The following is a 20836-nucleotide window of genomic DNA, read 5'->3' as shown; positions in this document are numbered from 1 at the left end:
GTACTGCGTCTCAAGACGTGGGAGAGTAGGTCGCCGCCAGGCCCGCTAAGCGCAAACAAAAATCTCTCTACTAGAAACATGCGTCCGCAGTTGGCGGACGATAGGAAAAGGCATCGGAACTCCGCATGCCGCTAACCGCCTCCCAAATCCCTGCCAAGCCTTACGCAACCCTTGATGACGTTTGTCTCGATCGCGGGAAACGTGCGGTGTTGCGCGAGATTACCGTCTCGCTGCACGAACACCGGATCGGCCTCGTCGGCCTGAACGGCGCCGGCAAGAGCACCTTCCTCAGACTGTTGAACGGGCTCGTCCGGCCCGACCGGGGTACGGTTGCGGTGTTCGGCCATGACAGCGTTCAAGACGCCAAGCTGTTGCCGCGCCTGGTCGGCATGATGTTCCAGAACCCGGACCATCAGATCATCTTTCCCACCGTGCTCGAAGAAGTCGCCTTCGCGCCGCGCCAGTTTGGTGCGAGCAAGCGCGAAGCGGAGGCCTCGGCGCGCCAATTGTTGCGCGCTCATGGCTGTGAAGACTGGGCGGAGCGACCGGTGTCGCTGTTGTCGGAAGGCCAGAAACAATTGGTCTGTCTGCTGGCGGTGGTGGTGGTCGAGCCTCGCCTTCTGCTCCTCGACGAGCCTTTCGCCAATCTCGACCCGGCGCTGCGGCTTCATTTTCACAAGCTGATGATGCAATTGCCGCAAAAGCTGGTGTTGATCAGCCACGATCTTGACTGTCTCAATGGCTTTGACCGGATACTCTGGTTTGAGGGCGGACGTATCGTGGGCGATGGTTCGCCTGACGAGATCCTGCCGCAGTTTCGCGCCCATGCCCGGGAGCGTGCGGCGCAGCTTTCGGCGGATATGTTGTGACCGGGGTCTATCTGGAAGGCCGCAGCTGGCTGCATCGCCTGCCGGCCTGGATCAAACTGGTCTCGCTTGCCGCCATGTCGATGCTGCTGTTTCCGGTGACGGACCTCGGTTTGCTCCTTGGCGCGCTGGCGGTAACGCTCGGTATCTACGCAAGTCTCGGCCGCTCGGCACTGGCGGCGCTTACGGCATTGCGCCCGGTGTTTCTCCTCCTCGTCTGCCTGTTGCTGTTTCATCTGGCGCTTGGCTCGCTCGCAAGCGGGCTGGTGATGTTGCTTCGGCTCGTTTGTCTCGTGCTGCTCGCCTCGGTCGTCAGCCTGACCACCCGGCTGGATGATATGATCGATGCGCTTGCGCCGGTACTGCGCCCGGCGGAGCTCCTCGGCCTATCCCGGCGGCGTCTGGCGCTCGCGATCGCGCTGGTGCTTCGGTTCGCACCGCAACTTGCGGGCGCCGGCCGGCAACTCGGCGAGGCCTACCGGGCCCGAACCGGAAGGGGTGGCGGGCTCAGACTGGTTGCTCCCCTTGCCCTTCAGGCGCTAAATACCGCCGATCACGTTGCGGAAGCCATCGCCGCGCGTGGTGGGGTGGATCCGCTTGCCGGCGATCCAGCGCCTCTGACAAGGAGACCGGAGTGAGCAAAACCATGACCGCCGACAGAAGTCTGGTGCATATCGCGATCTACGCGGCGATGATCGGCGCGCTGGGGCTGTTGCCCCCCTTCAGCCTGCCGATGCTGGGCGGCGTACCGATCACCGCGCAAACGCTTGGGGTGATGCTGGCGGGCACCATGCTTGGGCCGGGGCGTGGCGCCTTGGCGGTGCTCCTCTTTTTGTTTGTCGTTGCGCTCGGCATGCCGCTGCTGGCGGGCGGGCGTGGCGGGCTCGGCGTTTTTGCCGGCCCCTCGGTCGGGTTTCTGGTCGGCTGGCCGATTGGCGCCTTCGTCTGCGGCTTGATGATGCGGGCGATGCGCGCGGCGTCGACTTTCACGGCAGCGCTTGTCTCGGCCTTTGTTGGGGGCATCCTTGTGATGTACGCCTTCGGGATTCCGGGGCTTTCCTTGATGACCGATCTCACGCTCGGCCAGGCGGCATTCGGCGTGCTGATCTATCTGCCGGGTGATACGCTGAAAGTGTTTGCAACGGCGGTGATCGTCAGGGCGGTGGAGCGCGGGCGGCCCGATGCGGTGCTGACGCGGCAATGAGCTTTGTCGGCCAGGCGCTCCCGGATCATGCTCGCGACCGGCCCGAAGCTTTGGCGCTTGTCTGCGGCGATGCGTCTCTGAGCTGGGAGGCGTTGGCCGCCCGGGTCGATGCGCTCAGCGCGGCGGTTCGCGGCACCGTTGCCCCGGGCGGGCACGTTGCTCTGACCACCACCGAACCGGTCTCGCTGCTCTGTGGGTTTTTCGCCGTGGCGCAGGCCGGGCGGGTGGCGGCGGTGTTCGACCCGCGCCAGTTTTCCTCGGGAATCGAGGAGACCGCTGCCGAGCTTGCTTGCGTGCTCCTCACGGAGGTCGGAAGCACTTCGATTGCCGGGCATGACGGCGCTGAGAATGTGCCGCATTCGGAGCAGCCCTTCTATATCGGCTTTACCTCCGGCTCCAGTGGTCGGCCCAAGGCGTTCCAGCGCTCGCATCGCTCCTGGACGGAAAGCTTTCGGCTTTGCCGCGAGGCCTTTGCGCTCGCGCCGGAGGACAGGGTGTTCATTCCCGGTAGCCTGGGGCATTCGTTGCATCTGTTCGGCGCGGTGCAGGCGCTGGACATGGGAAGCTTCGTCGAGATCGCGCCGCAGTTCCATCCCCGGCAGATCCTGTCGCGCCTGCGGGACGGCGCGGCGACCGTTCTCTACGGCACGCCAACCCAGCTTCAGCTCCTGAGCCGCGCCGCCAGCCAGATCGGATTGACCTTGCCGGGGGTGCGCCGGGTGCTGGTCAGCGGCTCAAAATGGCGCGACGAACAGCGCGGCGGTGTGGAGGATCTCTTCCCCGAAGCCCGCCTGTTTGAGTTCTACGGAACCTCCGAGACCAGTTTCATCTCTTATCGGCGGAGCGGGGATGGCAGTCCCGCCGGCTCCGTCGGGCGCCCCTTCTCCGATGTTGCCGTATCGATCCGTTCGGCGAGCGGCGAACTCTGTTCGCCCGGCGTGCCGGGCGCGATCTGGATCGCCAGTCCACTCTTGTTTGACGGCTATGCGCTTGGCGGGGAGGCGGACACCTGCCGCGATGGCGCCTGGCTGACGGTGGGGGATCAGGGGTGGCTCGATGGCGACGGATATCTCCATCTTGCCGGTCGTCGCAGCCGTATGCTGGTTACCGCCGGCGTCAATGTCTATGCAGAGGAAATCGAGGCGGTGCTGGCCGCGCGCCCGGATGTGCTCGGCGTGGCGGTGTTCGGCGTGCCGGACCCGGTTCGGGGCACGCGGATCGTCGCGGCCATTCGCCCGACGGGAACCGCCTTTTGCGGCGACGCCTTGCGCCGGGCCTGTCTTGCGCATCTGCCGCCGATCAAGGTGCCGCGCGCCTTCTATCCGATGGAGGATTGGCCGTTGACGCCGGGTGGCAAGCCTGATCTGCCCGCGCTTGAGGCACGGGTGCGGCAGCGGGAGAGGGACGATGGCCAGACAAGCGATCCTCGTCGCCGCCCGGCGTAGCCCGGTTGCCCCGCGCGGTGGGGTGCTGAAGGCCCTTGAGGTCGATGCGCTGGCGGCGCCGGTGCTGACGGCTTGCCTGGATGATGCGGGCCTCGATGGGGCGGTGGTCGATGAGGTGATCGTCGGCAACGCGCTCTATGGCGGCGGCAACCCGGCGCGCCGGCTGGCGCTGCTCGCCGGATTGCTGGAGAGCGTTCCGGCGCTGACCATCGACCGGCAATGTTGCTCCGGGCTCGATGCGATCCTGATGGCCGCCCGGCTGATCGAAAGCGGTGCGGCGGACTGCGTGCTCGCTGGCGGGGTGGAGAGTTTTTCCCGTGCGCCCTTGCGGCTCTCCCGGCCGCGCGGGCCGGACGAGGCGCCGCGCCCCTATGATCGTCCTCCCTTTACTCCCTGGCCGGAGCGGGATCCGGAGATGGCCGATGCGGCCGCCGCCCTTGCCGCCCATGCGGGGATCGGTGTTGAGACGCAGCTCGCCTATGCGGTGGAATGCCATGCCAGGGCCTGCGCCGCGCGCGAGACCGGACGGCTGACGGCGGAGCTGGTGGAAAGCGCCGGGCTCTCGTGGGATGCCTTTGCCCGGGCGCTGTCGCTGGCCACCGGCCGCCGCTCCCGGGTGATCGCTGGGGAGGGCGAGAGCCGGATCCTGACGGCAACGACCGCAGTGGAAGCGGATGCGGCTGCCTTTGTTTGTGTGGTTTCGGACCGGTTCGCGGCGGCGCGCAGCATCACCGCAGGATGTCGGCTGATCGGCGGAGCGAGCGCTGGCGCGGATCCGGAATTGCCGGGACTGGCGCCGGTGGCCGCCGGCCACAAGGTGTTCGCCGCGACAGGATTGCGCGCGCAGCGCATGGCGGCAGCGGAGGTGATGGAAGCCTATGCGGTGCAGGCCATGGCCTGCGCTCGGGAATTGGATCTGCCCGCCGCCAGCCTCAACCGGGGCGGTGGCGCCTTGGCGCGCGGCCATCCGATCGGGGCGTCGGGCGCAATCCTGGCGGTTCGCCTGTTCCACGAGTTGCGCGGTGAGCCCTCCGGCGCCCTGGGCTTTGCGGCCATTGCCAGCGCCGGCGGGCTTGGCACTGCCACGATCCTGCAACGTCTGGCCGATTGAGGGAGATGTGTTCCCGCGCAATGGTCGTCCGGGCGCATTTCTGACGAAATAATATGGCCACGCCCACGCGGAGGTGGGGAAGTACTGGTCGTTTGGCTGATTTCCTGAGAATATGTCTTCTCTTCCTGAGTCAGTTTGCATAGGCTTTGGTCCATGTATGCGCCGCCACCTGCTTCGGACGATCTTGCGCTGTTCCTCGATTTCGACGGAACGCTTGTCGAAATCGCGGAAACGCCGAATGCAATCGAAACCGAAGCCGCGCTGATTGCCAGTTTGCAACATTTGATCAGCCGCCTGGATGGCGCGTTGGCGATTGTCAGCGGTCGGCCGATTGCGGAAATCGACCGCTACCTGCGCCCGTTGAACCTCCCTTGCGCCGGCCTGCATGGGCTGGAGGCGCGGCTCTTCCCGGGCGATCCGGTGGAGCGGGCGCCGGTGCGCCCGGAACTGGAGACGCTGAAGGCGGCACTGGCCGGCAGCGGGCTGCTGGGGCGCGGCGTGTCGCTGGAGGACAAGGGGGCGGCGCTTGCCGTGCATTTCCGCATCGCTCCGGATTGCGAGCCGCTGGTGTGGCAGGTGATGAGCGAGGCGATCTGCGAGCTGCCGGATCTGCATCTGGTGCGCGGCAAGATGGTGGTGGAGGCAAAGCCCGCCCATCGGGACAAGGGCTGGGCGCTTGAAGCGTTCATGGAACGACCGCCGTTTTGCGGACGTACGCCGGTCTTTGTTGGCGACGATATCACCGATGAGGATGGAATCCGCGCGGCGGAGGCCATTGGCGGCTTCGGCATCAAGGTCGGGGAAGGGGGCAGCCTCGCCCGGTTTCGGCTGAGGAATGTGGCCGACGTCCACCGCTGGCTGGCGCAGGACATGCCCGCCAGCGTGCATCGCGGGAAGCTGCGTCCATGAGTGCTGGCGACATGCCCGCTGGCGAAAAGGCGACGCTTGACCTGGCGCTCGTCGGCAACTGCTCTTTTGCCGGGTTGATCGACAGGATGGCGCGGGTGGTGTGGTGCTGCCTGCCGCGTTTCGATGGGGATCCGGTGTTTCATGCCCTGCTGGGCTCGCGCGGCGAGGTGGCGGATGGCGCCTTTGCCATCGAGTTGGAAGGCGCGGCGCGCAGCGAGCAAAGCTATCTGCAAAACACGGCCATTGTGGTGACGCGGATCTTCGATGGTCAGGGCAATGCCATCGAAATCACCGATTTCGCGCCGCGCTTCAAGACCAAGGGACGGATGTTCCGGCCAACGGCGCTGGTGCGGCGGGTGCGGCCGCTGGCCGGCCATCCGCGCATTCGCGTGCGCTGCCGTCCGTGTTTCGCCTATGGCAGCCAGGCGCCGGAGCGCTCCTTCGGGTCGAACCATATGCGTTTCGTCGGCGCCGGTCAGGCGATCCGGCTGACGACCAACGCCTCGATCACCTATGTGCGCGAGGAAACGCCCTTTCTGCTCGACGCGCCGCTGTCCTTCTATCTGGGGCCGGATGAAAGCCTGACCCGTCATCCCGATACCCTGTGCCGCGAGTTCGAGGAGGAGACGACCCTTTACTGGCGGCTGTGGACCCGGCGCCTCGGGCTTCCGGTCGACTACCAGGACGCGGTTATCCGGGCAGCGATCACCCTGAAGCTCTGCACTTTCGAGGAAACGGGGGCCATCGTCGCGGCGGTGACGACGTCGATCCCCGAAGCGGGGGGAAGCGAGCGCAACTGGGACTACCGCTATTGCTGGCTGCGCGATGCGTTTTTCGTGGTGCGGGCGCTGAACTCGCTCTCCGAAATGGAGACGATGGAAAACTACCTGCGCTATCTCAACAACATCGCCTCCAGCACCAATGGCGATCATGTGCAGCCGCTTTACGGCATCGGGCTGGAGAAGAAGCTGATCGAGCGGACCGTGGATCTGCCGGGCTATCGCGGCATGGGGCCGGTGCGGATCGGCAATCAGGCCTATGAGCATTTCCAGCATGATGTCTATGGCAACATCGTGCTCGGCGCGGCGCAGGCGTTCTTCGACAAACGGCTGTTGCACCAACCCGGCGTGGACGACTTCGAGCGGCTGGAGCTGATTGGCGAACGGGCCTTTGCCCTGCATGACCAGCCGGATGCAGGGCTCTGGGAGCTGCGGACCCGGGCAAGGGTGCATACCTCCTCCTCGCTGATGTGCTGGGCTGCCTGCGACCGGCTGGCGCGGATCGCCGGCCAGTTCGGGCGGACGGAACGTGCTCGCCTGTGGCGCGGGCGGGCGGAGCATATTCACCGGACCATCCTGCAATACGGCTGGAACGATCAGGTCGGTGCCTTCGTGGAGAGTTTCGGAGGCCGGGATCTCGATGCCAGCTTGCTGCTGATCGCCGAGGTCGGTTTCCTGCCGGCGGAGGATCCGCGCTTCATCGCCACGGTGGAGCGGGTCGGCACGGTGTTGCGGCGGGGCAATCATCTTATCCGGTACCATGCGCCGGATGATTTCGGCACGCCGGAGAACGCCTTCAACATCTGCACGTTCTGGTACATCGACGCGCTGGCCCGGATCGGCCGCAAGGAGGAGGCGCGGGAGATTTACGAGACCATGCTCTCGTGCCGCAATCATGTCGGGCTGTTGTCGGAAGATACCGATCCGCACAGTGGGGAGCTGTGGGGCAATTTTCCGCAGACCTATTCCATGGTCGGCATCATCAATGGCGCGGTGCGCCTGTCCGCCGATTGGGACAGCGTCGTCTAGCGCTCTAGCGCTCTAGCGCTCTTGCGCCGGAGACCGGTCCGTCCGGCCGGGATTGCGGGACAGACTGATGGGATCGCGTGTTTTCGGCTTGGCGGGGAGCACCCACGCGCGCGGCGCAAGCCGCTGGGCGTCTGTCGCCACCCGTTTCCCGGCCATGCCCTGACGAAGGGGCCGAGGCCACCGCCACGCAACATAGATGGAGGACCCCAATGTCACGCCTTGTCGTCGTCTCGAACCGTGTTGGCCCGCTGAAGGACACCGGCCGGGCTGGCGGATTGGCGGTCGCGCTGGTGGACGCGCTGACGCAGGCGGGGGGCATCTGGTTCGGCTGGAGCGGTGAGATTTCCGAGGAGGGCACCTTCGGCAATGTCCGGCGGGTCGGCTCGCGCAAGGTTTTGCTGGCGACCCTCGACATGACCCAGGCCGACTATGACGCGTTCTATGTGGGCTATGCCAACAAGACCCTGTGGCCGGTGTTTCACTATCGACTCGATCTGGCGGTGTTCGACCGCCATGCGGAAGAAGGGTATCTGAGGGTCAATGACCGCTTCGCGGCGCGGCTGCGCAGCCTGTTGCGCTCCGACGACGTGATCTGGGCGCATGACTATCACTTCCTTCCCTTCGCCGCCTCACTGCGGGCGATGGAGGTGGAAAATCCGATCGGCTTCTTTCTTCATATTCCCTTTCCGGCTCCGGAGGTGCTGGCGGCTTTGCCGAACGCGGCGCAGATGGTGCGACGGATGCTCGCCTATGATGTCATCGGTTTTCAGTCCCGGCGCGACGCGGCAAATTTTCGCCGGTTCGCGGTGGAGGAAATCGGCGCGCGGGAGGCGGACAACGGCGACTTGCTGCTTGGCTCCCGGCGGACCGTCGTGCGGGCCTTTCCCATCGGCATCGATGCGGAAGGATTTGCCCGGCAGGCGACGACGCCGGACGCCCGGCGCCACACCAGGCGCACGGAAAAGCTTCTGGCCGGTCGGCAACAGATCATCGGCGTCGACCGGATCGACTATTCCAAGGGCTTGCCGGAGCGGTTCCGCGCCTTTGGTCGGTTGCTGGAGGACTATCCGGAGAACCGGGGCCGGATCAGCCTGATGCAGGTGGCGCCGCCCTCCCGGGCCGAGCTCGATGCCTATGCGGAGATCCGCCGGGAATTGGAAGCTCTGACCGGCAACATCAACGGCCGCTTCGCGGATCTCGACTGGACACCGATCCGCTACATGACCCGCTCCTTTACCCGGCGGGCGCTGGCCGGGCTCTACCGCGCCAGTCGGGTGGCCCTGGTGACCCCCTTGCGCGACGGGATGAACCTTGTCGCCAAGGAATATGTGGCGGCGCAGCGGGCGGAGGATCCCGGGGTGGTGGTGCTGTCGCGCTTTGCCGGGGCGGCGGAAGAGATGTCCGAGGCGCTGATCGTCAACCCGCATTCGGCCGAAGAGGTGGCGGCAAACCTGCAAACCGCGTTGACCATGCCGCTGGATGAGCGCCGCGACCGCTGGCAGGCGCTGTTCGACCGGATCTGCGAGAACGATGCCGCGTCCTGGGCGCAGGCTTTCCTGGCGGCGCTGAACAATCAGGGGAATGGGCAGGAGGAGAAAGAGGCATCAGGGAAAGCGACGAGCGCTTTCCCTGAGGTCTTCGCGGATACGCATTTTGCAGCGACAAGGGAGTGAAGGCGGCTCGCCCGGGCGCTGAGGTTCAGCCCTTGGCGCCCTGTTTCAGCACGCCGCGCCGGATCTGGTCTTCCTCGATGGATTCGAACAGAGCGCGGAAGTTGCCCTCCCCGAAACCCTCATCGCCCTTGCGCTGGATGAATTCGAAGAAGATCGGGCCGATCACCGTCTTGGAGAAGATCTGTAACAGGATCTTGGTGGTGCCGCCGTCGATGACGCCCTCGCCATCGATCAGGATGCCGTGGCGCTTCATGCGGTCGATCGGCTCGTCATGGCCATGCACCCGCTCATGGGAGCGCGCATAATAGGTCTCCGGCGGGCCGGGCATGAACTTCAGCCCGTTTTCGGCCAGCTTGTCGGTGGCATCGTAGATCCCGTCGGTGCCGACGGCGATGTGCTGGATGCCCTCGCCCTTGTACTTGCGCAGATATTCCTCGATCTGGCTCTTGTCGTCGGTGGATTCGTTCAGCGGGATGCGGATCTTGCCACACGGGGAGGTGATCGCCCGCGACACCAGCCCGGTCAGCTTGCCGGCAATGTCGAAGAAGTGGATCTGCTTGAAGTTGAACAGGGTGCGGTAGAAGTCCCACCACTTGTCCATGTTGCCGCGATAGACGTTGTGGGTCAGGTGGTCGAGGTAGTAGAAGCCGACGCCCTCGGGCTTCGGGTCGACCGCGTCCAGCCAGTCGAATTCCGCCGAATAGGCCGATCCCTTGTCGCCGTAGTGGTCGATGAAATAAAGCAGCGAGCCGCCAATGCCCTTGATCGCCGGGGCGTCAAGGGTCTTGTCGTCGCCCTCATAGGGCTCCGCCCCTTGCGCCACCGCGTGACGGAAGGCATGGGCCGCATCCACCACCCGCCAGGCCATCGACGGGGCGCAAGGCCCGTGCTTTTCCACGAAGCGCATGGCGAAGGAGCCGGGCTCGGCGTTTAGCACATAGGTGATGTCGCCCTGACGATAGAGGGTGATGGCCTTGGTCTTGTGGCGGGCCACCGGCACATAGCCCATCTTGCGAAACAGGACATCGAGCTTTTCCGGCTCCGGATGGGCGAACTCGACGAATTCAAAACCGTCGGTGCCGGCCGGATTGTCATCGCTGATTCGCGCCGGCGGCGCGTCATGTGGAAACGGTCCCATGGTCTGTCCTCCTATGCCCCCCGTCCGGGTGCGTTTATTTCAAGTTTCAAGGATAGCGGAGCCGGGCCGCACGATGTGTGCAAAGAGGGTTGCTCTTGCGCGACGATCCGCACAAGATGTGCACTCTTTCGTTCTTCGGTGCATGGTATGGTTGAGATTGACGGGTTTGATCGGAAAATCCTTGCGCAATTGCAGGAAGATGCCTCCCGTACCAACCAGCAGGTGGGGGAGCGGATCGGCCTGTCGGCGTCCCAGGTTTCCCGGCGTCGTCAGCGGCTGGAGGAGGCGGGGGTCGTCCGTCGTTACCGGGCGGATATCGATCCGGCTGCGGTCGGTCTTGCCGTGGTCGCCTTCGTCGGCGTTGCGCTCAATGCGCACAGCCGGCAGAACGCCCGGCGTTTTCGCGACCTGGTGCGCAGCCTGCCCGAGGTTCAGGAAGCGCATGTGCTGACCGGCGACATGGATTACATGCTGAAGGTGGTGGTCGCGGATCTGGCGGGGCTGTCGGTGTTTATCAACGATGAGCTGTTGCCCCATGATGCGGTGCGCAATGTGCGCTCGTCCATCGCGATGGAAACGCTGAAGGACGACAACCGGCTGCCCTTTGCCATCTGAAAGGTTTTCCGCTTGCGCCGACCCGGCGGCCACCCCAAATGCGGGGGCGAGATATTGTCCCGCTGGATGGAGACCCTTTCCCATGTTCGACGCGAAAAAACTGCTGGATGGCTTTCTGGGAAACGCGGCTGGCGGCGCGCAGCAAGGGACCAGTGGCGGTGACATGATGGCGCGCGGCCAGGACTACCTGCGCTCGAACGCCGGCGGCCTGGCGGGTGGTGCGCTCGCCGGCGGGCTGGCCGGCCTGCTGCTTGGCACCAAGGGCGGGCGCAAGCTGGGCAAGAAGGCGGTTACCTATGGCGGCATGGCGCTGGTCGCCGGTCTTGCCTACAAGGCCTACCGCGACTGGCAGGGCAACCGGGACGCGCCGGGGCCCGCCGGAGCCTCCGCTCCCGCAGGGGGCATGGCTACCGGGGAATCGGCGGTGTTGCCGCCACCGGCGGAGTCCCCCTTTGCCCCGGAGCACCAGCCGGGCGGCGACCGGGCCTTCGCCTTGGTGCTGCTGACGGCGATGATTTCGGCGGCGAAGGCCGATGGTCATATCGATGGGCAAGAGCAGCGCCGGATCTTCGACAAGCTCGACAGTCTGGAGTTGGACACTGAGGCCAAGGCCTTCGTGATGGACGAATTGCGCGCGCCGCTCGACCTGGACCGGGTGGTGGCGGGCGCGTCGACCCAGGAAGCGGCACTGGAAATCTTTGCCGCCTCGCGGCTGGCGATCGATCCGGATCATCCGGCAGAAAAGGCCTATCTCGATCTGCTGGCCGCGCGGCTCGGTCTCGATGCGGGGCTGGTCGCCGAGATCGACCGGGCGGTGCGCGAGGCCGAGGCCTGAGCTTAAGTCCGTGCCTCATTCCTTCGTCGCGGTTGCCGGCCTGGCGCGGTGAGGTGGCTTGCCTTTGGCGGCGCCCGGTTGCATCGTTCCTTCCGAAAGCGTGCTGGGAGGATTCATGCGCGATCTTGGGGACTGGGACTATGTGATCGTTGGGGCGGGATCGGCCGGGTGCGTCCTGGCCAACCGCCTGTCGGCCGATCCGGATGTACGGGTGCTGCTGCTGGAGGCCGGCGGCAAGGACGACTACATCTGGATCCATATTCCCGTCGGCTATCTTTATTGCATGGGCAATCCGCGCACCGACTGGGGCTTCTCGACCGCTCCGGAGCCGGGCCTCAACGGGCGTTCGCTCGCCTATCCGCGCGGCCGGGTGCTGGGCGGCTGCTCGGCCATCAATGGCATGATCTACATGCGCGGTCAGGCGCGGGACTATGACGGCTGGCGCCAGATGGGGCTGACCGGCTGGGGCTGGGACGACCTGGTGCCGCTGTTCCGCCGGGCGGAAGATCACTACGAACTCGATGACGAGATGCATGGGCGCGGCGGCGAATGCCGCGTCGAGCAGCAGCGCCTGTCCTGGGAAATTCTCGATGCGGTGCGCGAAGCCTGCGCCGAAACCGGCATTCCGAAGGTCGACGATTTCAACCGGGGCGACAATTTCGGCTCTTCCTATTTTCAGGTGACCCAGCGGGGCGGGGTGCGCTGGACCGCCGCCAAGGGCTATCTCAAGCCGGTGCGTTCGCGCGCCAATCTCAAGGTGGTGACGGGGGCGCAGGTGACCCGGCTGAGGCTGGACGGGGGGCGGGTGACCGGGCTCGACCTGACCGTCGGCGGGGAGCCGGCGCGGGCCGGCGTTCTCGGCGAGGCGATCCTGTCGGCCGGTGCCATCGGCTCGCCGCAGATCCTGGAGCTGTCGGGGATCGGCGATCCGGCGGTTCTGTCCCGGTACGGCATCGAGGTGGCGCAGGCGCTGCCGGCGGTTGGCGGCAACCTGCAGGATCACCTGCAACTGCGCACCGTGTTCAAGGTCGAGGGGGCGGTGACGCTCAATCAGCTCGCCGGCAACATCTTCGGCAAGGCGAAGATCGCCGCCGAATACGCGCTGAAACGGTCCGGGCCGATGTCGATGGCGCCAAGCCAGCTCGGTGTGTTCGCCCGGTCCGATCCCTCGTTCGAGACCGCGAACCTCGAATATCACGTGCAACCCCTGTCGCTGGACCGGTTCGGTGAGCCGCTGCATCCCTTCCCGGCAATCACGGCCAGTGTCTGCAACCTGCGCCCCGACAGCCGGGGGCATGTACATATCGTGTCCGCCGACCCGGGGGCGCATCCGGAGATCCGGCCCAATTACCTGTCGACGGACAGCGACCGGAAGGTTGCCGCCGACGCGCTGCGGCTGACCCGCAAGATCATGGCCGCGCCGGCGCTGGCCCGCTACTCGCCGTCGGAGTATTTGCCCGGCCCGTTGCTGCAGAGCGACGAGGACCTGGCCCATGCGGCCGGCGATATCGGCACGACGATCTTCCATCCGGTCGGCACCTGCCGCATGGGCGTTGACGCGGGGGCGGTGGTCGATGAACGGCTGCGGCTGCGCGGCATCGCCGGTCTGCGGGTGGTCGACGCTTCGGTGATGCCGACGATCACCTCGGGCAATACCGCCGCGCCGACCATGGTGATCGGCGAGAAGGCGGCCGACCTGATCCGCGAGGACCGGCGTGCGGGGACGGGGCGTTAGCCGTCGGCGGCGGGGCAATTGCGATTGTCCGTCGCGCTGACCATACGTAAACTGCCGGTATGAGGGATCTGCGGCGCGCGGCACGGCACAATGCCGTCTTTGTTGTTCTGATCTGCCTGTCGGTGCCCGTGACGGTGGTGACGGGCTGGGTGACGTGGAGCGTCAGTTCCCGGCTTTTCATCGATGAGGTGGTCACCCGGTCACAGGCGTTGCTGGCGGTGCAGGCGGCGACGCTGGAGCGGCAGTTGGACAAGTTCCGCCTGTTGCCGCCTCTGCTGGCGCAGCGGCCGGATGTGCGGGAGCTGGTGCTGACGCGCGACCGAAGCGCCGGCGAGCGGGTGGCGGCGATTGCCGCTGGCATGGCCGGGGCGCAGGAGGTCGCCTTCTACGACCCCGCCGGGCACCTTATTGCCTCCAGTCACATGCTGCCGCGCGCGGCCGGATTGATGCCGGCCCGCGACACCACGGCTTTGCCGCTGGAGGAGGCGCTGCAAGGGCGGCTTGGCCGCGCCTATCGGCCGGGTAGTCGCAGCCTGCCTGGCAGCTATGTGTTCGCCTCGGCAACGCGCGGGGCGCAAGGCTCCAGCGGCGCGGTGGTCGTCTGGGTCAGCCTTGGCGAGGTCGAGCAGGCCTGGGCCCTGAGCAAGGCGCCACTTGTCGCCGTGGATGGCGAGGGGCAGGTGGTTGCCACCAATCGGCCGGCCTGGCGCGGGCAGCGATTGTCTGACCAGGTCGAGCGGCTTGGCGCCGTGACCGTGGCCCTTGCCGAGACTGATAGTGAGGCGGGGACGGACGCGGCGGCGCTGCCAGGGGTGTTCGATCTGGTGGGCTTGCCCCAGGAAGGGCCGGATCGGTCGTTTTTGAGAATGACCCGCCAGTTGCCTCTTCTCGGCTGGCAGGTGATCGCCTTTGCCGATACCACCGCCGCGCGGTCACAGGCGTTCAAGGCGACGGCAATCGCGGTGCTGGCCTGCCTGCTGTTTTCCGGCATCGGCTGGGTGGCGCTGGAGCGGCGTCAGGCCGGGCTCCGCCGCATGCGTGAGGATCGGCTGTCCGCCCTCAGGCTGGAACGGCGGGTGCGACAGCGCACGCGCGATCTCTCCGAGGCCAATACCCGGCTTGCCAGCGAGGTGCGCGAGCGCGAGGCGGCGGAAGAGGAACTGCGCCGGATGCAGGCGGATCTGGTGCAGGCGGCCAAGATGGCGACGCTGGGGCAGATGTCGGCGGCGCTTTCCCACGAGTTCAACCAGCCGCTGGCCGCGATCCGGTCGAACGCGGACAACGCCAAGCAGTTCCTCGATCTGGGCCGGCTGGAAAAGGCCACTGCCGGGCTCGACAAGATCATCGTCATGGTCGAGCGAATGGCGGAGATCTCACGTATTCTCAAAGGGTTCAGCCGGCGGGCGGGCACCCGGCTCGGTCCCATCGCCGTCAAGCCGGTGATTGACGAAGCCCTGATGCTGCTCTCGCCGCGCCTGAAGCAGACCGGCGCGCGGTTGGAGGTGCGCCATCTGGACGGACCGATCCAGGTGATCGGCGGGCATGTGCGCCTTGAGCAGGTGGTCCTGAACCTGGCCGCCAATGCATTGGACGCGGTCGAGGGGCAGGCGGATGGGGCCGTGCACCTGCGGACCTATGTTGACGGGGATTTCGGGGTGATCGAGGTGGCCGACAATGGTCCGGGGGTCGCCGACGAGCTGTTGTCGCAAGTGTTTGACCCGTTTTTCACCACCAAGGATGTGGGCAAGGGGCTGGGGCTTGGCCTGTCGATTGCCTACAAGATCGTTCACGATTTTTCCGGCGCGCTGGCCATCGGCAGGGGCGAGACCGGCGGGGCGGTGTTTACCGTGCGCCTGCCGCGCGCCGACCGTGCCAGCGAGGCCGCGGCATAGGCACCAGAGGCAGGTGGATGGACAAGGCAACGGTACTGCTGGTCGATGACGAGGCGGACTTGCGCGAGGCGCTGGCCGAGGGACTGGAACTGGCCGGGCATCAGGTCTCGGCCTTTGCCGGCGCCGCCGGCGTGGCGGAGCACCTGGCGCGCGATCTCTACGGCGTTCTGGTCACCGACATCCGGATGCCGAAGACCGATGGTCTTGCCCTGATGCGCCACGCGTTGGAGATTGATCCGGCCCTGCCGGTGATCCTGATCACCGGCCATGGCGATGTGCCGCTGGCGGTGGAGGCGATGCGGTCCGGCGCCTATGACTTCATGGAAAAGCCGTTTCCGGTCAGCCGGCTGGCCAATGTGATCGAGCGGGCGCTGGAAAAGCGCCGGCTGGTGCTGGAAAACCGCATCCTGCGCGAACAACTGGCGCAGCGCACCGGACTGGAGGGCCGGCTCGTCGGGCGCTCGCCGGTGATGGAGCGGCTGCGGGGCCTCGTTGCCACCCTGGCCGATACGGATGCGGATATCCTGATTGTCGGCGAGACCGGGGCGGGCAAGGAGGTGGTGGCCCGGGCCTTGCATGAGGAAGGGCATCGCCACGGCGGGCCGTTCGTTGCGCTCAATTGCGGCGGCCTGCCGGCGGAGGTGATCGAATCGGAACTGTTCGGCCATGAGCAGGGGGCCTTCACCGGCGCCAGCCGGCAGCGGATCGGCAAGCTTGAGCATGCGCAAGGGGGAACGGTCTTTCTCGACGAGATCGAATCCATGCCGCTCGACCTGCAGGTCAAGCTCCTCAGGGTGATCGAGACGCGGACGATCGAGCGGCTTGGCTCCAACAAGACCATTGCGCTCGATATCCGCTTCCTCGCGGCGACCAAGGATGACCTGGTGGTGGCGGGCAACGAGGGGCGCTTCCGCAAGGATCTGTTCTACCGGCTCAATGTGGTGAGCGTGGAGGTGCCGCCGCTGCGCGCGCGCAAGGAGGACATCCCGTTGCTGTTTCACCATCTGGCACGGGAGGCGCGGGCGCGCTACCGGCGTGAGATCCCCGATGCTAGCCCCGCCTTCATCACCGGGCTGATGGCGCGCGACTGGCCCGGCAACGTGCGTGAATTGCGCAATGTCGCCGACCGGTTCGTGCTGGGGCTGGAAAGCGCCGAGGGGCCTTCCGGGTTCGAGGCAGGGCAAAGCCTTGCGGAGCGGGTCGGGGCCTATGAGCGGGCGGTGATCCAGGACGAGTTGGCGCGCAATGGCGGCGGCCTGAAGGCCACCTATGAGGCGCTCGGTGTTTCGCGCAAGGCGCTTTATGAGAAGATCCGGAAGTATGGTCTCGACCGGGAGGCGCCGCTCGCCGAAGGCTGAGCGGGTCAGCGAGGGGCGGCATGGCGCAGGCCGTGTGTCGGTTCCCACCCATTGGGGCGAATGTGATGGGTCGGAACCGACACATGGCACCCGTGTCCATGGCGGACTGAATCAGTGGGGGTGGCAGGTTTCTGCGATTCTTCGAGTTTGGCATGCAGGTTGCCTAGAGGGTGAGGCATCTGGCCGGGTTTTTGCCGGCGGCAGATGCCACCGGGGGCACGAGGCACCCCGGGTCAAACCAAGTCTGGGAGGACACCCATGAAGAAGTTCGCCACGGCCGCGCTTGCGGCTGCGTCCCTTGCCTTCGCCGCGCCGGCGTTTGCCGAGGACTGTCAGGACGGCGAGATGGTCATTAAGTTCAGCCATGTGGTGGCGGCGACCGGCCATCCCAAGGGCGACGCGGCGACCATGCTGGCCAAGCGCGTCAACGAGGAGATGAACGGCAAGGCCTGCATGCAGGTGTTTCCGAACTCGCAGCTCTTCGACGACGACAAGGTGATGGAAGCCCTGCTGCTCGGCGACGTGCAACTGGCTGCGCCGTCGCTCGCCAAGTTCGAGGCCTATACCCTGAAGTACCGGCTGTTCGATCTGCCGTTCCTGTTCCAGAACCTGGCCGCGGTCGACCGGTTCGCGGCGAGCGATGCGGGCAAGGGCCTGCTGAACGCCATGACCGATGTGGGCTTCGTCGGGCTTGGCTACTGGAGCTCCGGTCTGAAGCAGTTTTCCGCCAACAAGCCGCTGTTGCTGCCGAGCGACGCCACGGGCTTGAAGTTCCGGGTGCAGACCTCGGATGTGGCTGTCGCCATGATCGAGGCGATGGGCGCCAATGCACAGAAGCTGGCGTTCAAGGAAGTCTATGGCGCGTTGCAGACCGGCGTTGTCGACGGGCAGGAGAACTCCTGGTCGAACATCTACACCCAGAAGTTCTTCGAGGTGCAGGACGGCATCACCGAAACCAATCACCAGCTGCTCGCCTACCTTCTGGTGACCTCGGACGAGTGGCTGAACGGCCTTGATCCGGATGTGCGCGACCAGTTCCTGACCATCGTTCAGGAAGTGACGCAGGCGGCCAATTCCGCCGTTGCGGACAAGGAGGCGGCCAGCCGGCAGCGGATCGTCGATGCGGGAACGGAAATCCGGACCCTTACGCCGGAACAGCGCAAGGCCTGGGTCGATGTGATGAAGCCGGTCTGGGCGAAATTCCAGGACGACATCGGTGTCGAACTGATCGAAGCCGCCGTGGCGTCGAACGACGCCAGCTGAGCATGCCCTGACCAAGGTTCGCCGGGGAGGAAAGTGCCTTCCCGGCGGATGGTCAGGAGACCGGGCTCCTGCGCCCGATGCGGACCGGGTCCGCGCCCCATCACCACTCCATGCCCGGAGAAAAAACGATGCAACGCGTCGACAACTGGGTCACGCGCTTTGAGGAAGGCATGCTCGCCGTTCTCATGGCGGCGATGACCATCGTTTCCTTTTCGCAGGTGGTTGCCCGCTACGGCTTCAATTCCGGCTGGACCGGCGCGCTGGAGTTCACGCGGATCCTGTTTGCCTGGCTGATCCTGTTCGGCATGAGCTACGGCATCAAGATCGGCGCTCATCTCGGCGTCGATGCGGTGATCCGCCTGTTCCCGCCGCGCCTGTTCCGCTTCTTCGCCATTTTCGGCGCCCTGTGCGGCGTCGCCTATGCGGCCATCCTGTTCTCCGCCGACTGGCTGCAGTTCTTCGGCATCAACGCCCGTGGCGGCGCGCTCGATTACTGGATGAAGATGTACAAGATCGGCATCGGTCTCGATGACCTGCGCTATCCGGAATTCGTTCAGGAGACCTTCGGCACCCAAGAGCGGGTGCAGCGCTGGATCGCCTATCTGATCTTGCCCATCGGCCTGCTGCTGCTGGCCTATCGCTGCCTGCAGGCCACCTGGCAAATCATCACCGGCAAGCGCGACCTGATCATCGCGGCGCATGAAGCGGAAGAGCTCGTCGCCGAAAACAAGAACATCATCAAGGATTAAGGGGGCGTCATGGAGGCCGGTGTACTCTTCATCATGGTTCTCGGGCTGCTGTTCCTCGGCGTCCCGATCGCGATTGCCCTCGGACTGTCCAGTGTCCTGGCAATCGCCTTCTTTTCCTCCGACTCGATCTCCTCGGTCGCGTTGCAACTGTTCACCGCTTCGCAGAACTATACGCTGCTGGCGATTCCCTTCTTCATTCTCGCCTCGGCCTTCATGTCGACCGGCGGCGTCGCCCGGCGCATCATCCGCTTCGCCATCGCCTGCGTCGGCCATATCCGCGGCGGGCTGGCCATCGCGGCGGTGTTTTCCTGCATGCTGTTCGCCGCCCTGTCCGGCTCCTCGCCGGCAACCGTGGTGGCCATCGGCACCATCGCCATCGCCGGCATGCGGCAGGTGGGTTACACCAAGGAGTTTGCCGCCGGGGTGATCGCCAATGCGGGCACGCTGGGCATCCTGATCCCGCCGTCCATCGTCATGGTGGTCTATGCGGCGGCAACGGATGTGTCGGTCGGCCGCATGTTCCTTGCCGGGGTGATCCCCGGGCTCGTCGCCGGGCTGATGCTGATGATCGCCATCTACGTCAATGCCCGCATCAAGAACATGCCGAAACAGCCTTTCGCCGGCCTGGGCGAGATCCTGACCTCCGGTGGCGAGGCCGGGTTCGGCCTGCTCCTGATCGTGATCATTCTCGGCGGCATCTACGGCGGCATCTTCACGCCGACGGAAGCGGCCTCGGTGGCGGCGGTCTACGCCTTCCTGATCGCTGTCTTTCTCTATCGGGACATGGGGCCGCTCAAGGGTGTGCCGCTGCGCCGCGACGGGGAGAGCCTTGCAAATGCCATCCTGCGCAATCTGTGGCTGACGGTGGTCAATTTCCTGCCCGGCTGTTTCCATCCGGAAACCCGCAAGGTGCTGACCGACGCGGCGAAGACGACGATCATGCTGATGTTCATCATCGTCAACGCGCTGCTGTTCGCCCATGTGCTGACTTCGGAGCGCATTCCGCAGACGATCACCGACTGGATGATCGGCGCCGGGTTCAACTGGTTCACCTTCCTGATCGCCGTGAACATCCTGCTTCTCATCGGCGGGCAGTTCATGGAGCCCTCGGGCCTGCTCTTGATCGTCGCGCCGGTGGTGTTCCCGATCGCCATCGAGCTGGGGGTCGATCCGGTGCATCTCGGCATCATCATGGTGGTGAACATGGAAATCGGCATGATCACGCCGCCGATCGGGCTCAATCTGTTCGTGACCTCCGGGATCACCGGCATGAGCCTCATTCAGGTGGTGCGGGCCTCCATGCCCTTCGTGCTGATCCTGCTCTTGTTCCTGGTGCTGGTGACCTACACGCCGGCGCTGTCGACCTGGCTGCCCTATTCGCTGATGGGGCCGGAGATCATCACCAACCGCTAGGCGGTCTCGTCATGACGCGGGGCGGTTTGTCGCCCCGCGTTTTGTTTTCCAGTCGCGCCTGTTCGGTCCGATCCGGCTATCCGGCGTTCGGGCCGATGTAGATCGCGGCAGGTCGCAGCAGGCGTCCGCAGGCCTGCTGTTCCAGCGCATGGGCGCACCAGCCCGGGGTTCGCCCCACCGCGAACAGCGGCGTGAACAGCGTCCGGTCCAGGCCGATCGCATCCAGCAGCACGGCGGTATAAAACTCCACATTGGTGCGAAGCGTCCGGTCCGGCTTGTGCCGGGCCAAGAGGCGCTGGGCTGCCGTCTCGATGGCCTCGGCCTTGCGCAGGGCCGGCAGGTCCGGGGAGAGCAGGGCGAGCCCCTCCTTCAGCACATCGGCGCGCGGGTCGCGGGTGCGGTAGACACGGTGGCCGAAGCCCATCAGCCGGCGGCCGGCGGCAAGTTCGCCGGAGATCCAGTCTTCCGCCGCCTCGGGGCTTTCGATGGCGTCGATCATGTCAAGCACCGGGCCGGGTGCGCCGCCATGCAGCGGTCCCTTCAGCGCGCCCATGGCCCCCAGCACCGCATCGCCGAGATCCGCGCCGGTGGAGGCAATCACCCGGGCGGCGAAGGTCGAGGCATTCAGCCCATGGTCGAGCACGGTCACCAGATAGCGCTCCAGCGCGGAGATTTCCTCCGGCCGCGCCGGCGTGCCGCGCAGCATTCGCAACAAATCGGCGGCGCTGCCAAGGGACGGGTCGGCCGGCAGCGGCTCCTTGCCTGTGACCTGCTCCCCTGAATGTACCCGTTCATAGGCTAGCGCCGTTCACGTTGTGGTCC

Annotated in this window: 17 protein-coding genes and 1 pseudogene; 16 read left to right on the top strand and 2 right to left on the bottom strand. The window is 65.8% G+C overall.

The window, feature by feature from the left end; all coding sequences use genetic code 11:
• Positions 1-206: 206 nt before the first annotated feature.
• The 8 genes from IEV83_RS19815 (at position 207) to IEV83_RS19780 (ending at position 9016) form a co-directional block, all read left to right on the top strand.
• A complete protein-coding gene (locus IEV83_RS19815; protein ID WP_244628266.1) occupies positions 207-869 on the top strand; it encodes an energy-coupling factor ABC transporter ATP-binding protein in 663 nt (220 codons plus the stop codon).
• A complete protein-coding gene (locus IEV83_RS19810) occupies positions 866-1504 on the top strand; it encodes a CbiQ family ECF transporter T component (RefSeq protein ID WP_181762107.1) in 639 nt (212 codons plus the stop codon). Before IEV83_RS19815 ends, IEV83_RS19810 begins: the two co-directional genes overlap by 4 nt.
• Entirely contained in the window at positions 1501-2070 is a 570-nt protein-coding gene (locus IEV83_RS19805; RefSeq protein ID WP_308683749.1) for a biotin transporter BioY, read from the top strand. Before IEV83_RS19810 ends, IEV83_RS19805 begins: the two co-directional genes overlap by 4 nt.
• Entirely contained in the window at positions 2067-3515 is a 1449-nt protein-coding gene (locus IEV83_RS19800; RefSeq protein ID WP_181762106.1) for an AMP-binding protein, read from the top strand. The genes IEV83_RS19805 and IEV83_RS19800 overlap by 4 nt, the downstream gene beginning before the upstream one ends.
• A complete protein-coding gene (locus tag IEV83_RS19795) occupies positions 3478-4626 on the top strand; it encodes a thiolase family protein (protein ID WP_181762105.1) in 1149 nt (382 codons plus the stop codon). The genes IEV83_RS19800 and IEV83_RS19795 overlap by 38 nt, the downstream gene beginning before the upstream one ends.
• Positions 4627-4779: 153 nt before the next feature.
• Positions 4780-5535, top strand: coding sequence for a trehalose-phosphatase (gene otsB / locus IEV83_RS19790; RefSeq protein ID WP_181762104.1), 756 nt, complete (start codon positions 4780-4782; stop codon positions 5533-5535).
• Positions 5532-7343, top strand: a complete 1812-nt coding sequence (locus IEV83_RS19785; RefSeq protein WP_244628265.1) for a glycoside hydrolase family 15 protein — start codon at positions 5532-5534, stop codon at positions 7341-7343. The genes otsB and IEV83_RS19785 overlap by 4 nt, the downstream gene beginning before the upstream one ends.
• 209 nt (positions 7344-7552) lie before the next feature.
• The gene (locus tag IEV83_RS19780; protein WP_181762103.1) at positions 7553-9016 is read left to right on the top strand and encodes an alpha,alpha-trehalose-phosphate synthase (UDP-forming); all 1464 of its coding nucleotides are present in this window, start codon (positions 7553-7555) and stop codon (positions 9014-9016) included.
• A 25-nt stretch (positions 9017-9041) separates the two neighbouring features.
• Here the strand turns inward: IEV83_RS19780 and hppD are convergent, their stop codons facing one another.
• A complete protein-coding gene (gene hppD / locus IEV83_RS19775; protein ID WP_181762102.1) occupies positions 9042-10154 on the bottom strand; it encodes a 4-hydroxyphenylpyruvate dioxygenase in 1113 nt (370 codons plus the stop codon).
• A 147-nt stretch (positions 10155-10301) separates the two neighbouring features.
• On the opposite strand from hppD, the gene IEV83_RS19770 reads away from it, so the two are divergent.
• The 8 genes from IEV83_RS19770 to IEV83_RS19735 all read left to right on the top strand — a co-directional run bounded on the left by IEV83_RS19770 (position 10302) and on the right by IEV83_RS19735 (position 20014).
• Complete coding sequence (locus IEV83_RS19770; protein ID WP_181762101.1) at positions 10302-10769, top strand: Lrp/AsnC family transcriptional regulator; 468 nt, start codon at positions 10302-10304, stop codon at positions 10767-10769.
• Positions 10770-10851: 82 nt separating this feature from the next.
• On the top strand, positions 10852-11604 hold the full coding sequence (locus tag IEV83_RS19765; protein WP_181762100.1) for a tellurite resistance TerB family protein: 753 nt from the start codon (positions 10852-10854) through the stop codon (positions 11602-11604).
• A gap of 115 nt (positions 11605-11719) precedes the next feature.
• On the top strand, positions 11720-13339 hold the full coding sequence (locus IEV83_RS19760) for a GMC family oxidoreductase (RefSeq protein ID WP_181762099.1): 1620 nt from the start codon (positions 11720-11722) through the stop codon (positions 13337-13339).
• Positions 13340-13398: 59 nt separating this feature from the next.
• A complete protein-coding gene (locus tag IEV83_RS19755) occupies positions 13399-15231 on the top strand; it encodes a sensor histidine kinase (protein WP_181762098.1) in 1833 nt (610 codons plus the stop codon).
• 17 nt (positions 15232-15248) lie between these two features.
• The gene (locus tag IEV83_RS19750) at positions 15249-16589 is read left to right on the top strand and encodes a sigma-54-dependent transcriptional regulator (RefSeq protein WP_181762097.1); all 1341 of its coding nucleotides are present in this window, start codon (positions 15249-15251) and stop codon (positions 16587-16589) included.
• A 258-nt stretch (positions 16590-16847) separates the two neighbouring features.
• A complete protein-coding gene (locus IEV83_RS19745) occupies positions 16848-17852 on the top strand; it encodes a DctP family TRAP transporter solute-binding subunit (RefSeq protein ID WP_181762096.1) in 1005 nt (334 codons plus the stop codon).
• A 128-nt stretch (positions 17853-17980) separates the two neighbouring features.
• The gene (locus IEV83_RS19740; protein WP_181762095.1) at positions 17981-18601 is read left to right on the top strand and encodes a TRAP transporter small permease; all 621 of its coding nucleotides are present in this window, start codon (positions 17981-17983) and stop codon (positions 18599-18601) included.
• 9 nt (positions 18602-18610) lie between these two features.
• Positions 18611-20014, top strand: coding sequence for a TRAP transporter large permease (locus tag IEV83_RS19735; RefSeq protein WP_181762094.1), 1404 nt, complete (start codon positions 18611-18613; stop codon positions 20012-20014).
• Positions 20015-20090: 76 nt separating this feature from the next.
• Here the strand turns inward: IEV83_RS19735 and IEV83_RS19730 are convergent.
• A pseudogene (locus IEV83_RS19730) lies at positions 20091-20768 on the bottom strand (citrate/2-methylcitrate synthase); the annotation flags it as partial.
• Positions 20769-20836 lie beyond the last annotated feature (68 nt).

It is taken from the genome of Stappia taiwanensis (assembly GCF_014635285.1).
Classification (GTDB): Bacteria; Pseudomonadota; Alphaproteobacteria; order Rhizobiales; family Stappiaceae; genus Stappia; species Stappia taiwanensis.
The sequence above is the reverse complement of the archived record's forward strand: the minus strand, read 5'-3'. Positions and strand labels throughout refer to the sequence as shown.

Bases quoted from the DNA above. Each gene is read 5' to 3' on its own strand.
- IEV83_RS19800 (WP_181762106.1), top strand. From the start codon at position 2,067: ATGAGCTTTGTCGGCCAGGCGCTCCCGGATCATGCTCGCGACCGGCCC.
- IEV83_RS19795 (WP_181762105.1), top strand. From the start codon at position 3,478: ATGGCCAGACAAGCGATCCTCGTCGCCGCCCGGCGTAGCCCGGTTGCC.
- otsB (WP_181762104.1), top strand. From the start codon at position 4,780: ATGTATGCGCCGCCACCTGCTTCGGACGATCTTGCGCTGTTCCTCGAT.
- IEV83_RS19785 (WP_244628265.1), top strand. From the start codon at position 5,532: ATGAGTGCTGGCGACATGCCCGCTGGCGAAAAGGCGACGCTTGACCTG.
- IEV83_RS19780 (WP_181762103.1), top strand. From the start codon at position 7,553: ATGTCACGCCTTGTCGTCGTCTCGAACCGTGTTGGCCCGCTGAAGGAC.
- hppD (WP_181762102.1), bottom strand. From the start codon at position 10,154: ATGGGACCGTTTCCACATGACGCGCCGCCGGCGCGAATCAGCGATGAC.
- IEV83_RS19770 (WP_181762101.1), top strand. From the start codon at position 10,302: ATGGTTGAGATTGACGGGTTTGATCGGAAAATCCTTGCGCAATTGCAG.
- IEV83_RS19765 (WP_181762100.1), top strand. From the start codon at position 10,852: ATGTTCGACGCGAAAAAACTGCTGGATGGCTTTCTGGGAAACGCGGCT.
- IEV83_RS19760 (WP_181762099.1), top strand. From the start codon at position 11,720: ATGCGCGATCTTGGGGACTGGGACTATGTGATCGTTGGGGCGGGATCG.
- IEV83_RS19755 (WP_181762098.1), top strand. From the start codon at position 13,399: ATGAGGGATCTGCGGCGCGCGGCACGGCACAATGCCGTCTTTGTTGTT.
- IEV83_RS19750 (WP_181762097.1), top strand. From the start codon at position 15,249: ATGGACAAGGCAACGGTACTGCTGGTCGATGACGAGGCGGACTTGCGC.
- IEV83_RS19745 (WP_181762096.1), top strand. From the start codon at position 16,848: ATGAAGAAGTTCGCCACGGCCGCGCTTGCGGCTGCGTCCCTTGCCTTC.
- IEV83_RS19740 (WP_181762095.1), top strand. From the start codon at position 17,981: ATGCAACGCGTCGACAACTGGGTCACGCGCTTTGAGGAAGGCATGCTC.
- IEV83_RS19735 (WP_181762094.1), top strand. From the start codon at position 18,611: ATGGAGGCCGGTGTACTCTTCATCATGGTTCTCGGGCTGCTGTTCCTC.